This is a genomic window from Phytopseudomonas punonensis (assembly GCF_900142655.1).
Classification (GTDB): domain Bacteria; phylum Pseudomonadota; class Gammaproteobacteria; order Pseudomonadales; family Pseudomonadaceae; genus Aquipseudomonas; species Aquipseudomonas punonensis.
Genome location: NZ_FRBQ01000001.1, coordinates 658,908 through 672,970 on the forward strand (window position 1 = coordinate 658,908; position 14,063 = coordinate 672,970).

A 14,063-nucleotide genomic window follows, 5' to 3' on the forward strand; every position below is an offset into this window, starting at 1 on the left:
TCAATGTAGGGCATCGGCCCTACTCCAGCTTCAGGCTGTAGCCGATGCCACGGTGGGTCTGGATAGGCTCGGCCTGCGGCGCAATCTGCCGCAGCTTGGCGCGCAGGCTTTTGATATGGCTGTCGATATTGCGCTCGTAGCCCACATCAGCCGCCACGCCAAGGGCATCGAGCAACTGCTCGCGGCTGAACACGCGCTCGGGCTGGCCAAGCAGACATTGCAGCAGTTGAAACTCAAGACGCGTCAGGCTCAGGGGCTGGCCGTGATAGTCGATGCGCACCCGCTCGCTATCAAGCCGGAAGGGGCCTTCGGCAGGCTTGGGAGGCGCCTCGCGAGGGCTCATTCGCTTGAGAATGGCTTTCACACGTGCCGCCACTTCACGGGGGCTGAAGGGCTTGACCACATAATCATCGGCACCGATTTCCAGGCCGACCACGCGGTCGATCTCGTCATTGCGCGCAGTCAGAAACATCACCGGCACGTCGGAGAATCGCCGCAGCCGCTTGCAGGCTTCGAAGCCGCTGATATCCGGCAGTCCGACATCGAGAATCACCAGGTCGAAGGCCTCGCACTCCAGCAGCGTCAGCGCTTCGCCGGCCAGCGTCGACCAACGGGTGGTAAAGCCTTCGGCTTGCAGGGCATACACCAGGGTGTCGGCGATTGCGGCTTCATCTTCGACGATCAGGATGGTCGCCATGGTTGGCATCCTTGCGGCACGTGGGTTGCGGAGCCTGATTCAGGCCGGGATCAGCGTCAATAGGTTGATCGCCTCGGCTTTCGTGCACAAAAGGCGTGGATGATTCTGTGGATAAGCTCGGCATGAAGCGCTGCACACCAGTGAAAACGCGGCCTGAGGCCAGTAGATCACTATTTAATCAGTGCGTTATCCACATCATTAGTAGAGACAACCCACTGTTATCAAATGATTTTCTGTCAATAGCGCTTTATGCACAAAAAATCGAAAGGTCATGCACAGAACACGTGGAGCACTCTGTGGATAAACCTTGCATGACTCGCTAAGTCACCCGCGACTTATGGCCTGCAGCCTTCTGCTCACTTTTTAACCAGTTATGTAAGACAAAATCTAGAGATCACAAGATCGGAGATTCCTGACGAGAAATGCCCCACGCTAACGCTCCGCAAGGACGGCTATACACAATTGCGGTGGAAGATTCTGTGGATAAGCCTTGGATCAAGGCGTGCAGCGCTTGCCAGCTAAGGCCTGTAACGCATTGCACAGTTCTTGATCAGCAAGCGCAACAGGCTCTACAACCCGCTGTATTGCTTGACTTTTAGTCTGTCCGTGCGGAGATATGGCAAGCGTTTATAGCGCGCCGGTTTCGTTCACAGAACAAGTGGACGAAGCTGTGGACAACAATGGTATGAACCCTTGCAGGCCAGCAATCGCGTGGCCTGCAAGGGTTCGTGCATTTTTTGAACAGTGGCACCGAAGGGATCAATCGACCTGGAAGCGCCGGGTGTTGCGCGACAGGGTTTCGCTGCCACGACGCAGTTGTTCACAGGCGTCGCTGACCATCCGCGCACCGTCGAGCAATTCGCTGGCCGCCTGATCGACTTGCTGGATATTGCCGCTCACCTCGTCTGCCGTAGCCGCCTGTTGCTCGGCAGCGGTAGCGATCTGCGCCAGGCGGTCGCTGACTCGCTGCACCGATTCGACAATACCGTCGAGATCCGCGCTCATCGCCAGCACGTTGTCCACATCACCTTCGGCCTGGTGCATGGCCTGCTCCATCTCGGCGACGGACTGGCCAACGACCTTGTGCAGGTCAGCAACGGTCTGGGCGATCTCCGCGGTGGAGTTCTGGGTGCGTTGCGACAGCGAACGCACCTCGTCAGCGACCACCGCAAAACCACGGCCCTGCTCGCCGGCACGCGCTGCTTCAATGGCAGCGTTGAGCGCCAGTAGGTTGGTCTGCTCGGCGATGCCCTTGATCACATCGACCACGCGGGTGATCTGCTCGGTCTGCTGACGCAGCTTCTGCAAGGTTTGTGCGCTGCCAGCAAGACGCTCGCTGAGCTGACGCATGCTGGCACTGGTTTTCGCGCTGCGCTGGTTGCTCAGGTTGGCAATCTCGCGGGTCTGCCCGGCTTCCTGGGCGGCCTGCTCGCAGCTCTGCGCCACGCTTTGCGCGGTCGCTGCCATCTGTGTAGCAGCCGTGGCGATCTGGCTCATCTGCGCCTGCTGCTGCTCGACCGCGCTCAGCGAAGTGGAGGCCTGGCTACCCAGATTATGCACGGTTTCATCGAGGCTCTGCCCTTCGCGACCGACGCCATGGATGGAATCGCGCAACTGCACGACTGCGGTATTAAGTGCAGTAGAGATCGCCGCCAGATCATCGGCGCCATGCACCTGCATGCGCACCCGCAAGTCGCCGTCACGCAGGCCTTCGGCGGCCTTGATGATCCCGGCGGTACTACGGCGAATAGAGGCGTTCAGACATAGCAGCAGATACAGCGCTAGCAACGTCAGCACCGTGAAGATCAGCGTGGTGTGCAACATGTCCTGCCGGGCGTTGCCCTGGTAGTCATCAATGTTGGCATTGAACTGCTCGAATACCGCCTGTCGCAGGCCTTTCACGTTGCCCTGCAAGGCCTGAACATCCTGCACGAACTGCGCAGGCTGCAGCACCATTGGGCTGGCCTCGAACATGTCGCGATCAACCTCGGCAAGAAACTTCTGCAAGCCCTCCTCAACCTGAGCGTAGGGCTGCTGCAGGGTTTGCATGGCCCGCGGCGACGCCTGCTGCAAAGCGGTGCGCGACTTAGCGATCTGTGCACCAGCTTGTTCCAGCGAGCGGCGCAAATCGCGTATCGCCACGCGGTTCTGCAGCGTGAAATGCTGGGCCACCAGTGAGCCGTACCCCTGGCTAGCGAAGTTGCCCAGGTTGTCCGACAGCCGCGGCAGGGTCTGCGTCAGCTGCTCCATCATCAAGTAGGTGTCGAGGAAGGGATCGAGAATCAGCCCGCTGTCGGTGGCGACCTGCTCGCGTAGCACGGTGAGTACGGAGAGTGTTTTTTGGTAACGCTCAAGTGCATCGAGCAGGGCCATTTTACCCAGTACAGCGAGGTCGAGTTCAGCCACCGAGGCTTGCAGAGCATCGAGCTGTCGACTGGTTTCCTCGCTTGGCGTCAGCTTCACCTGCTCGGTGGCGGCACTCAGCGCTTCGCCAAGCTTGCTGCTGCGCTCGCGCAACAAGGCCTCAGCGGCCTTGTCATTGCCCTTCCAGCGCGCGAGCAACAAACGCTGCTCGTGCAACTCCTGTTCGACCGCACCGAGCGCTTGAACGCCCCGCATACCGTCGACTTCGGCACTTAGAACCGCGATGCGTTCCAGATTGCCGCTCATCATTACCCACAGCGCGTAGGCCAGGGGAATGATGAACAACACGAACAGCAGCTGAAATTTACGGGCAAAACTCACACGTTCCAGAACGCGTATACCCGGTTTGAGCAGTCCCCACATACATCACCTCGAACAGGCGCCACGGCAAACTGGCCGTGGCAATGTGCCATTTCGAGGCAAGAATCACACCGCCCTGCACGAAAGGGAAGCGCAGCTTTGTAAATCAGCAGCTAGGCCGCTCGGCGGTATAACGGTTGGAGGGGTCGATGGCGGCATCCAGCTTGCGGATAGCGCTGGCGCCGATCAGCAGTGGGTAATCGAAATGGCTGCGGTCGGTAAGATTGACCTCGATGGTGCGCAGCTCCTCGCCCAGGCAGATGTCCATGTTGACGACCGGACGCGCTGAATAGGACGGTTTGGCGGAGCTGCCTTCCTCGGCGCGGTTCTTGATCTCGGTGACGCGCGCCAGGGGCTTCTCGAAGAGCTGATCGTCAGCGTCGTCAACGGCCAGGCGAAAACGCACCCAGTCCTCACCGTCACGCTCGAACTGCTCGATATCGCGGGCAGACAGCGAGGCGGTCATGGCGCCGGTGTCCATCTTGGCCTTGAGGGTCTGGCCGAGCTGGGGCAGCTGGATGTATTCGTAGCGACCGTAGAGAGTCGGCTGGTCAGCCATCGCAGGCAGGGTGATGGCAGCGGCCAACAGGGCTAGAACGGTTTTCACGCCTTAACGTCCTCGTATGAAATGGAGAACAGTGGGACTGGGTCGTGCGTGAATGGTTCTGAAAAACTGCCGGTGCGAAATTTTGCAAAATGGTGCGGGGGATACGAAACCTGTGGGAGCGCGCCATGCGCGCGAAATCGCGGGCGTGAACTAGCTCCCCCGCCCGCCCCACAGTATTCAGCCTTGCTGTTACAACACCTGCCGCAAGAACGCCTGAGCCCGCGGATCCTTAGGCTGGGCGAAGAACTCGGCGGGTGGTGCGTCCTCGAGCAGTTTGCCGTGATCGAAGAACAGCACGCGGTCAGCCACTTCACGGGCGAAGCCCATCTCGTGGGTAACGCAGACCATGGTCATGCCTTCCACGGCAAGCTGCTTCATCACGTCGAGCACTTCGCCGACCATTTCCGGGTCGAGTGCCGAAGTGGGCTCGTCGAACAGCATCACCTTGGGATCCATGCACAGGGCGCGGGCTATAGCCACGCGCTGCTGCTGGCCGCCGGAGAGGCGCGACGGAAATTCGCCGGCCTTCTGGCCGATACCGACCTTATCAAGCAGCGCCCGCGCCTTGGCTTCACGCTCGGCCTTGCCGCGCTTACGCACCACTTTCTGCGCCAGACAGAGGTTCTCCAGCACGGTCATGTGCGGGAACAGGTTGAAGTGCTGGAACACCATGCCGACTTCGCGGCGGTAGGCGTTGATATCGGTCTTGGGGTTGGCCAAGTCGAGGCCATCGATGCTTACCGACCCCTCGTCCAGCTCTTCCAGGCCGTTGAGGCAGCGCAGGAAGGTCGACTTGCCGGAGCCGGACGGGCCGATAACCACCAGCACTTCACCGCGTGCCACCTGAGTGGTCACGCCATCGACGGCACGAACCTGCTGGCCGCGGGCGTCGAATACCTTGATCAGATCACGGACTTCAATCACTTTGCGCAAGCCTCCGTTCCAGGCGGTTGGCGATCTGCGACAGCGGCAGGTTGATCACCAGATACAGGGCCGCCACGCAGAACCAGATCTCGAACGTGGAGAACGAGGTGGTGATGGCTTCGCGGCCGCTCTTGGTCAGCTCGGTGATGGCGATCACCGAGACCAGCGAAGTGTCCTTGACCAGGCTGATGAACTGCCCGGCCAGCGGCGGCAGCACGCGCTTGAAGGCCTGGGGCAGGATCACGTGGCGCATCGACTGCGCTGCACTCAGGCCCAGCGAACGAGCGGCTTCATCCTGACCACGGACGATGGACTGCACACCCGCGCGCACGATCTCGCCGACATAAGCACCGGTAAACAGTGCCAGCGCCGCCACACCGGCGAATTCGCGAGACAGGTTGAGCACCGTGCCGATGAAGAAGTAGAAGATGAATATCTGTACCAGCAGCGGCGTGCCGCGTACCAGCTCGACATAGACCGTCGACAGGTGGCGCAGCGTCGGGTTGGCCGAGAGCCTGCAGAGGCCGGTGACGAGGCCGATAAGCAAGCCAAACACACCAGCGGCCACAGATATCCACAAGGTGGTCCAGAGCCCCCAAAGCAGCGGCCCGGCGGCCCAGTGACGGGTGACACCAATCACGTCGCCTTCTGCCACGTCATCGCCGTCACTGAGTTGCAGACTGTCGCTCGCCACGGTGATCTGCTGCTGTTCACCACTGTCACCAAGCAGGGTGACAACTGCATCGTCGCCCTGGCGGCTGACGCTTTCGACACGCCCGTAGTCAGCTGCCCGCTGCGCTTCTTCGGCGTGGTAGGCGAAGTACTGGGGAACGCGATTCCAGCGCCATTCGTAGGAAATCAGCGAGGTGCTGTACCAGATCGCCAGAACACCGAGAACCAGGATCAGACCGGTTAGCAGGTGCCAGGGCCACTGGGCTTTCTTCTGTTTAGCCACGGTGAGTGTCTACCCGTTGAGTTGCCAACAAGACAGCGCGCGGACTAGCCGCGCGCCGGGTGTAGCGAAATGAAGCCGCGGGGCTTCACTCCATGTCTTTCAGCCAGTTGGTGCTCTTGAACCACTTGGCGTGGATGCGATCGTAGGTGCCGTCTTCGCGGATCTGGTGCAGCCAGTTGTTGATCCAGTTGATGCTGTCGTAGTCGCCCTTCTTCAGGCCGAAAGCCAGGGGCTCGAAGGTGAACGGCTGATCGAGGAACACCAGCTTGCCGGCGCCGGCCTTGTTAACGGCAACGACGTTGTACGGGGCGTCATAGATGAAGGCATCGGCCTTGCCGTTGACCACGTCCATCACCGCTTCCTGCTCGTTGTCGAAGCCGCTGTACTTGGCCTGGGAGATCAGCTTCTTGGCGACCATCTCGCCGGTGGTGCCAATCTTCGAGGTGATGCGGTAGTCAGCGCTGTTCAGGTCCTTGTAGCTCTTGACCTTGTCAGCCAGCTCCTTGCGGATCAGCAGGGTCTGGCCGACCACGATGAAGGGCTCGGAGAAGTTGATGCGCAGGTTGCGCTCCTGGGTCAGGGTCATGCCCGAGCCGATCATGTCGAACTTGTCGGTCAGCAGCGCCGGGATGATGCCGTCATAGGAGGTGGACACCAGCTCCAGCTTGACGCCCATGGCCTTGGTCATCGCCTTGAGCAAGTCGACTTCGAAGCCGATGATCTCGCCGCGCTTGTTAGTCATTTCGAACGGCATGTAGGTCGGGTCCATACCTACGCGCAGAGTACCGCGCTTGACCGCGTCGTCGATGACGCCAGCTTGGGCGATGCCGGTAAAGGCGCAGACGGATAACAGCAGTGAGGCGACAAGCTTTTTCATTCTTGCTCCTGAAGGCAAACGATTATGTGGGCCGGCTCAGGCTCATGCACCAGTGCGGCGCAGGCGACAGGCCCTTCGATAAGGCGGCGCGGCATGCTAACCGTGATCGCCGCCGATGGCGAGAGATACGCACCGGATCAGCGACAAACAGCAGCACAAGGCCGCGACTCAGGAGGCAAGAAGCAGGCCAGTGAACGGCCTCGATCAGGTTTCCAGCAGGAAGGTTACCGGCCCGTCGTTGACCAGATGCACCTGCATGTCGGCGCCGAAGCGCCCGCTGGCGACTTGCGGGTGCTGCGCGCGGGCCTGTTCGAGCAGATGATCGAACAGCGCCTCACCCAGAGCAGGTGGCGCGGCAGTGGAGAAACCGGGGCGCAGACCGCTGCGAGTATCGGCTGCCAGGGTGAACTGCGAGACCAGCAACAGGCCGCCGCCGACATCCTTGAGCGACAGATTCATCTTGCCTGCCTCGTCGCTGAATACCCGGTAGTTGAGCAGCTTGTGCAGCAGCTTGGCGCAGCTGGCTTCATTGTCCTGCGGCTCGACACCGACCAGCACCAGCAGGCCCTGATCGATGGCGCCGACGGTTTCACCGGCGACGTCCACCCGGGCGCTGGAAACGCGCTGTAGCAGTGCCTTCATGCTTCGTCCGGCGCCAGGTCGAGCAGGCGATGGGCGATCTCGTCAGCGGCGCGCACCAGCGCATCGGCAATCCCCGGCTCTGCAGCGGCGTGGCCGGCCTCGCGGATGATCTGCAGTTCGCTGTTCGGCCACGCCTGATGCAGCGCCCAGGCGTTGTCTAGCGGGCAGATGGCATCGTAGCGGCCGTGCACGATGATACCCGGCAAATGGGCGATCTTCGGCATGTCGCGCAGCAGTTGATTGGGCTCGAGGAAGGCATCGTTGACGAAGTAGTGGCACTCGATGCGGGCGATCGACAGCGCGCGCAGGCTCTCGGCAAAACGCTCGACCACCTGCGGGTTGGGCCGCAGCGTGGCGGTACGCCCTTCCCAACACGACCACGCCTTGGCGGCGTGCATCTGGGCAATCTGATCCGCCCCGGTCAGGCGCTTGTAGAAAGCCTGCATGAGGTCGCCCTGTTCTTCGGCCGGAATCGGCGCCAGGTAATCCTGCCAGTAATCCGGGAACAGCCGGCTGGCGCCCTCCTGGTAGAACCATTTGAATTCCTGCGGCCGGCACAGAAAGATGCCGCGCAGGATCAGCGCATGTACGCGATCCGGGTGAGCCTGGGCGTAAGCCAGCGACAGCGTGGAACCCCAGGAGCCGCCGAACAGCACCCATTTGTCGATGCCCAGGTGCTCACGGATGCGCTCCATGTCGGCAACCAGATCCCAGGTGGTGTTGTTTTCCAGGCTGGCGTGGGGCGTGGAACGGCCGCAGCCACGCTGATCGAAGGTGACGATGCGGTACAGGTTCGGATCGAAGTAGCGACGGCTCGCTGAGTCGCAACCGGCACCAGGGCCACCATGCACGAACAGCACCGGCAGACCATCCGCCGAGCCGCTCTCGTCCACATAAAGGACGTGCGGGGCGTCTACCGCCAGCTCATGACGGGCGTACGGTTTGATCTCCGGATACAGCGTCTGCATGGTGCGCTCCTGAGGAAAATTTAAGGTAGGCTCGGGCCGCCCACACGTTGATAGGGCTATTGCGCTCGTTCGGGCATCATAACCATGAAAAGGGAATTCGGCATGTCGATAGGGAAATTTGCAGCACCACTGTTGCTGCTCGGCTTACTGCTGAGCGGCTGCGGCGGCAAAGACGATCCGCAGTCCAGGCTCGAAGCCGCAGTGCAGCAACTGCAGGAAAACCTCGAAGCGAAGAAGACCGCGGCAGTGCTCGACCAGTTGCACAAGGAGTTTCGTGCCCAGCAGGCCAACGACCGTGACTGGGCCAAGCGCACCATGACGCTGCTGTTTCTGCGCCATAAAAACGTCCAGGTACTGGCCCTGAGCAAGGACAGCCGCGTGGATGCGACCTACCGCGACAAGGGCTATACGGATGCGCAGGTGGGCCTAACCGGTGCCGAGGGGTTGATCCCCGACAGCGCCCGGCATTACGCCGTGAAGCTGGAGTGGTGGCAGGACGACGGCGAGTGGAAGCTGGCGCGGCTGGAGTGGGAATAACGCGCGAAGCGTTCCGGTAGCCGGGGCGGCGCATAGCGATACCGGGAATCGATCCCGGGTGTGGCTACGCTCGACCCGGGCTACCTAGAGCTAGATCACTCGGCCGGTTTAGCGCCGTCGCGCCAGATCAGCTCATTGGTGTCGTAGCCCTGAGCACGGGCCACGGACAGCAATTCATCACGCACTTCATTGGAGATCGTCGGGGTGCGCGACAGCAGCCATAGATACTTGTGATTCGGGTGGCCGACCAACGCGGTCTGGTAGTCGTCGTCCAGATCCAGCACCCAGTACTCGCCCTTGGTTACGCCCGGTAGCAGGCGGCTGAACCAGTTATCGAAAGTGACCCACAGCTTGTCGGTCTCTCCTTCGACTTGTGGCACGGCACGACCTTCGACCTGGTTCCACTTGCCATCGGCTTCGCGGCAACGGTTGGTTACCGCCACGCTGCCATCATCCTGCAAGCGGTAATGCGCCTCGGACTCCACGCAGTTGCGCTGGAAGAACATCGGCAGGCGCGCCACTTCGTACCAGGTGCCCTGATAGCGCTCCAGATCGACCGATTCGACAGTCTTCGGCGGCGCCACGCCGGTACCCGAATTGGCACAGCCGACCAGCAACAGGGCGCCCAGCGCCAGAACGCCAAGGGTACGTTTGTTCATCACTTCAATCCTTTTGCGGAAAACATGATCACCTTGTCACCCGCGTACTGAACGCTGATGAAGCTCACCTGATCACCCCAGGTGCAGCTGGACATGCCCAGCGCGCCGGAACATTCAGTAGCGGTGCCAAGCAGGTTTTCAACCTCGGCCTTGCTCATGCCCGAATAGAGCTTGGCGTAGTTTTCCTGATTGACCTTGCCGCAAGCGGCCAGAACGATACAGCCCGCCAGTAACACGAGAGAACGCAGGCGCATGGAAAATCTCCGTAGCCAGATAGATGACAGATGCCGGTTCGACGTCAGAAACGTGAGCCCGGTTCCGCGAGAAAGCGCAACTCGTCGGCGGTGCTGACGCGCCCGAGAATTTCGTTGCGATGCGGGAAACGCCCGAAGCGCTCGATAACGCGCTGATGCTGCTGAGCGTAGTCGAGAAAGCCGGCGAACAGCTCGCGCTCGGTAGCGCTAGAACCTTCAGAGAGCTCCGCGAACAGTTGTACCGAGCGTATCTGCTGAAGGTGATTCTCGGCGTGCTCGAACACCAGATAGATGAACACGCGCTGCAGCGGGGATAACCGACGATCCCAACCCAGTGTGATGCCCTCCTCGACCAATGCGCGGGCCTGGGCATCGCCGGCGAAGGCCAGCGGCGTGTCGCGGTGGATCATACGTGGCAGTTGATCGAGCAACAGCACATTGGCCAGCCAACCGCGCGGGTCGGCTGACCAATCCAGCAAGTCGCCAGCGAGCGCTTGTTCGACCAAGGAGCCAAAGCGCTCACGCGCTTCAGCATCTTGATCATCACGCTTGCCGAACCACAGACTGTGCTTTTCAGCAGCGCTCTGCTCGGCCGAGCCCGAGGGGCCAAACCACCAGTCGAGCAGCGGCTGCCAGGGCGCCATCGGTCAGCCCTTGTGATAACCGGTGACGCGCTCGACTTCTTCCTTGGAACCCAGGAAGACCGGCACGCGCTGGTGCAGGGAGGTGGGTTGGATGTCGAGGATGCGCTTTACGCCATCGGTGGCGGCGCCACCGGCCTGCTCGATGATGAAGGACATCGGGTTGGCTTCGTACATCAGGCGCAGCTTGCCAGCCTTGTCCGGCTCGCGACTGTCACGCGGGTACATGAACAGGCCGCCACGGGTGAGGATGCGATGTACGTCGGCAACCATCGAGGCAATCCAGCGCATGTTGTAGTTCTTACCCAGCGGGCCTTCCTTGCCAGCCAGCAGCTCGTCCACGTAACGCTTCACCGGCGCTTCCCAGTGACGCTGGTTGGACATGTTGATGGCGAATTCGGCGGTGCTTTCCGGCACGCTGATGTTGTCGTGAGTCAGCACGAAACTGCCCAGCTCACGGTCCAGGGTGAAGCCCATGACGCCGTTGCCCAGGGTCAGGATCAGCATGGTCTGCGGGCCGTAGATAGCGTAGCCGGCGGCGACCTGCTGGGTACCTGGCTGCTGGAAGGCCTGCTCATTGAGGCTTTCGTTCTGGCTCAGATACTCGTTCGGGCAGCGCAGCACCGAGAAGATGGTGCCGACCGAGACGTTGACATCGATGTTCGAGGAGCCGTCCAGCGGGTCGAACACCAGCAGGTAAGCGCCTTTCGGGTACTTGCCGGGGATCTGGTAGGCGTTGTCCATTTCTTCGGAGGCCATACCAGCCAGGTGACCGCCCCACTCGTTCGCTTCGAGCAGGATGTCGTTGGAAATCACGTCGAGCTTCTTCTGCACTTCGCCCTGCACGTTTTCAGTGCCCATGCTGCCAAGTACGCCACCGAGGGCGCCCTTGGAAACGGCATGGCTGATTTCCTTGCATGCGCGCGCTACTACTTCGATCAGGAAGCGCAGATCGGCCGGGGTATTTTGACTACGGGTCTGCTCGATGAGGTAACGACTCAGGGTAACGCGGGACATGAAGGACTCCGGGAAGGAAGGTAATCGAAAGGAGTTTAACCCTTTCCAAGAACGGGCGCCTCAGCGGCCGGCGACGCAACACGCGGCAGCAGGCTGCATACACGGTTACGTCCAGCACGTTTGGCTTCGTACAAAGCGGCGTCGGCAGCCCTCATCAACTCATCGAGCGCATTGCCCTGCTCGGGCCACAGCGCCAGGCCTGCCGAGAGAGTCATGTGACGCATACCACTGCGAGTTTCGATCTGCTTTTGCGCCAAACCGAGGCAGATAGCCTCGAGGCGTTTGGTCGCTTCGCGGGCATCGGCACCGGGAAGAATCAACAGGAACTCCTCGCCGCCGATACGAAAGACCGTATCGGAACTGCGCAAGTTCACCAGCAGGTGCTGCGCCACACTCTTGAGCACGTCGTCACCGTCGAGATGGCCGTGCTGATCGTTGAGCTGTTTGAAGTGATCCAGATCGATCAGCGCCAGCGACAGTGGTGAATGCTCACGCCTGGCACGGGCCAGTTCACGGCCGAACATTTCATCGAGATAACGCCGGTTGTAGAGCCCGGTGAGTGGATCGCACAGCGCCTGCTCACGCAGCTGCTCATGCAGGCTGGTGATGGTGCGCAAGCGCTCCTCGCTCAATGCCAGTGCTTCGGCAAGTTTCAGTTTGGCCAGTTGGCGCTGGGTAACGTCACGCAGATACAGCAAGCGCCCCAGCAACAGAACACCGTGGCGGGTGAGGCGCTCGATGGGCCGCATGCGCACTTCGAAGTAGTGCTCGGCGCTGGTCTGAATCAGCAGTGGTTCACGCAGCTCAAGCTGCTCTTGCAGCTGCGCCTGCAGATCACTGCCGAACACCGGCCAATCCTGCAGCCTGCGCCCCTGCCATTCCGCGCCCATTCCGTCCAGTTTGAGTGCGGCCTGGTTGGCTTCGATCACGCGCCACTGGGTGTCGACCACGATCACCGGATCGGGCAGCGCCTCCAAGAGCAGATGGCGGGCGACCGGCACCAGATCGAACAGGCGCACGCCAAGAATCAGCCAGGAAAACGCAACCAGGGTAAAGACGAAACTGAAGGGCGTCGGGTCGACGCCAAACACCACGAACCCGAACCCCACGTAGGCGATATTGGCCGACCAGGGCACCGCAGTTACCAGCACGAATGCCAGGTAATGCCGGCGATGCACGCCATGGCTGATCAGCGCCGCACGCAGCACCACGCCCAGGCTGAAACTCATGAACAGGTAGACGTACACCGCCACCGCATAAAACAGCGGGCCATGCTCGAAACGAATCGGCGCGCCTGGCTCGGCAGACACCGGCCCGGTCGCCGGGCCATAGAACAGCTGGTGCCACGGATTGCTGAGCACCACCATCCAGATCAGCAAGGGCATGAGAATCATGCCGAGCAGCGAGCGGCGACCCAGCGGCTTGCGTACGCTGCCGACGTACTGCCAGAGAAACACCGCCCAGAATGTTGGTACGCTGATGATCCCCGGCCAGGACATAGTGGCCCAGAGCATCTTGCATTCCGGCGCCACCGAGGCGACTTCCAGGCCGGCCATGGCCATCCACCACATGCTCGCCAGGTGCATCAGAATGAAGGTATCGCGCCCGGGGAAATCTCGTTGATTGATGACCCAGCGGGCCAGCAGCACACCGCCGATACAGACGACCGCGGTGACCAGTACAGCGATATTGAGCTGCCAGGCATTGATGAGACAGGAATTCATGCTTGCGCCCTGCCGGGGCACAAGCCGGCGGCGCGCGATGCAACCCAAGGCACGAGGGAGGCAAGCAAGAGGTACATATCCATTCCAACAGGCTCAGGATAGAGGCCGGAAGAATGCACCGGCAGCATAGAGTCACCCGAGCCGCGAGCCTATGTAAGGGTGCAGACAGGTACGGCAAGATTTTCGCCGCTACGATACTGCAATTCATCACACTTTCAGCAGGTTTTTATCGAGTCTCAGCGCCGCACGTCGGCATGCTGGAGCAGCCAACCGGCGGATAACTGTTCACAATTTCCGCAACACCGCTATGATCGCGCGCCGCCAACCACGCGAAACCTTCCCGAGATGAAAAGCAACCTGATCGCCGCTGCGGAAATAGACCGCCTTGAGACCTGGGCGCGCTATACCGCCGACATGTGCCATAGCTGCATTTCCAGCTGCTGTCAGTTGCCGGTCGAAGTGCGCATCACTGATCTGATCCGCATTGGCGTGGTCGATGAATTCGAACGCGGCGAACCGCCCAGAAACATCGCCAAGCGCCTGCAGAAAGATGGCCTGGTCGAGCGCTTCAACCAGAAGTCCGGCATCTTCACGCTGACGCGCATGAGCAACAACGACTGCTATTACCTGGATCGCAAGACCCGCCTGTGCACCATCTACGAACGTCGCCCGGACACCTGCCGCAATCACCCGAAGATCGGTCCACGGCCCGGCTACTGCGCTTGGCGACCGAAGTAAGCCTGCAACTTCCGCCTGCTCGCCTTGCGCATCCGGGCT

At 61.0% G+C, this 14,063-nt stretch carries 15 protein-coding genes; 2 read left to right on the forward strand and 13 right to left on the reverse strand.

The features are described 5' to 3' along the window. Window positions 1-19: 19 nt before the first annotated feature. The 8 genes from creB to pip all read right to left on the reverse strand — a co-directional run bounded on the left by creB (window position 20) and on the right by pip (window position 8,454). On the reverse strand, window positions 20-697 hold the full coding sequence (gene creB / locus BUC40_RS03015; protein WP_073262461.1) for a two-component system response regulator CreB: 678 nt from the start codon (window positions 695-697) through the stop codon (window positions 20-22). Window positions 698-1,456: 759 nt separating this feature from the next. Then, a complete protein-coding gene (locus BUC40_RS03020) occupies window positions 1,457-3,484 on the reverse strand; it encodes a methyl-accepting chemotaxis protein (protein WP_073262464.1) in 2,028 nt (675 codons plus the stop codon). Between the two features lie 103 nt (window positions 3,485-3,587). After that, entirely contained in the window at window positions 3,588-4,088 is a 501-nt protein-coding gene (gene rloA2 / locus BUC40_RS03025; protein WP_073262466.1) for a retropepsin-like aspartic peptidase RloA2, read from the reverse strand. Between the two features lie 189 nt (window positions 4,089-4,277). Then, entirely contained in the window at window positions 4,278-5,012 is a 735-nt protein-coding gene (locus BUC40_RS03030) for an amino acid ABC transporter ATP-binding protein (RefSeq protein ID WP_073263853.1), read from the reverse strand. Then, a complete protein-coding gene (locus tag BUC40_RS03035) occupies window positions 5,005-5,967 on the reverse strand; it encodes an amino acid ABC transporter permease (RefSeq protein WP_073262468.1) in 963 nt (320 codons plus the stop codon). Before BUC40_RS03035 ends, BUC40_RS03030 begins: the two co-directional genes overlap by 8 nt. Before the next feature lie 85 nt (window positions 5,968-6,052). After that, entirely contained in the window at window positions 6,053-6,844 is a 792-nt protein-coding gene (locus BUC40_RS03040) for a transporter substrate-binding domain-containing protein (protein ID WP_073262470.1), read from the reverse strand. A gap of 204 nt (window positions 6,845-7,048) precedes the next feature. Beyond that, on the reverse strand, window positions 7,049-7,486 hold the full coding sequence (gene dtd, locus BUC40_RS03045; protein ID WP_073262472.1) for a D-aminoacyl-tRNA deacylase: 438 nt from the start codon (window positions 7,484-7,486) through the stop codon (window positions 7,049-7,051). Further along, window positions 7,483-8,454 carry a prolyl aminopeptidase gene (gene pip / locus BUC40_RS03050; RefSeq protein WP_073262475.1) on the reverse strand — a complete coding sequence of 324 codons (972 nt, stop codon included), beginning with the start codon at window positions 8,452-8,454 and terminating at the stop codon, window positions 7,483-7,485. Before pip ends, dtd begins: the two co-directional genes overlap by 4 nt. 102 nt (window positions 8,455-8,556) lie before the next feature. Between pip and BUC40_RS03055 the strand changes: the two genes are divergently transcribed. Further along, on the forward strand, window positions 8,557-8,991 hold the full coding sequence (locus BUC40_RS03055; RefSeq protein WP_073262477.1) for a hypothetical protein: 435 nt from the start codon (window positions 8,557-8,559) through the stop codon (window positions 8,989-8,991). 95 nt (window positions 8,992-9,086) lie between these two features. On the opposite strand, the gene BUC40_RS03060 is transcribed toward BUC40_RS03055, so the two are convergent. Genes BUC40_RS03060 through BUC40_RS03080 form a run of 5 tightly spaced genes read right to left on the reverse strand, consistent with a single transcriptional unit; the run spans window position 9,087 to window position 13,286 of the window. After that, window positions 9,087-9,650, reverse strand: coding sequence for a lipocalin family protein (locus tag BUC40_RS03060; protein ID WP_073262479.1), 564 nt, complete (start codon window positions 9,648-9,650; stop codon window positions 9,087-9,089). Beyond that, on the reverse strand, window positions 9,650-9,904 hold the full coding sequence (locus tag BUC40_RS03065) for a hypothetical protein (RefSeq protein WP_073262481.1): 255 nt from the start codon (window positions 9,902-9,904) through the stop codon (window positions 9,650-9,652). Before BUC40_RS03065 ends, BUC40_RS03060 begins: the two co-directional genes overlap by 1 nt. 44 nt (window positions 9,905-9,948) lie before the next feature. Continuing rightward, complete coding sequence (locus BUC40_RS03070; protein WP_073262483.1) at window positions 9,949-10,548, reverse strand: DUF924 family protein; 600 nt, start codon at window positions 10,546-10,548, stop codon at window positions 9,949-9,951. Between the two features lie 3 nt (window positions 10,549-10,551). Next, the gene (locus BUC40_RS03075; protein WP_073262485.1) at window positions 10,552-11,562 is read right to left on the reverse strand and encodes a class 1 fructose-bisphosphatase; all 1,011 of its coding nucleotides are present in this window, start codon (window positions 11,560-11,562) and stop codon (window positions 10,552-10,554) included. Between the two features lie 35 nt (window positions 11,563-11,597). Continuing rightward, window positions 11,598-13,286 carry a histidine kinase N-terminal 7TM domain-containing diguanylate cyclase gene (locus BUC40_RS03080; RefSeq protein ID WP_073262487.1) on the reverse strand — a complete coding sequence of 563 codons (1,689 nt, stop codon included), beginning with the start codon at window positions 13,284-13,286 and terminating at the stop codon, window positions 11,598-11,600. Between the two features lie 345 nt (window positions 13,287-13,631). Between BUC40_RS03080 and BUC40_RS03085 the strand changes: the two genes are divergently transcribed. Beyond that, window positions 13,632-14,024, forward strand: coding sequence for a YkgJ family cysteine cluster protein (locus BUC40_RS03085; protein WP_073262489.1), 393 nt, complete (start codon window positions 13,632-13,634; stop codon window positions 14,022-14,024). The last annotated feature ends 39 nt before the right edge of the window (window positions 14,025-14,063 follow it).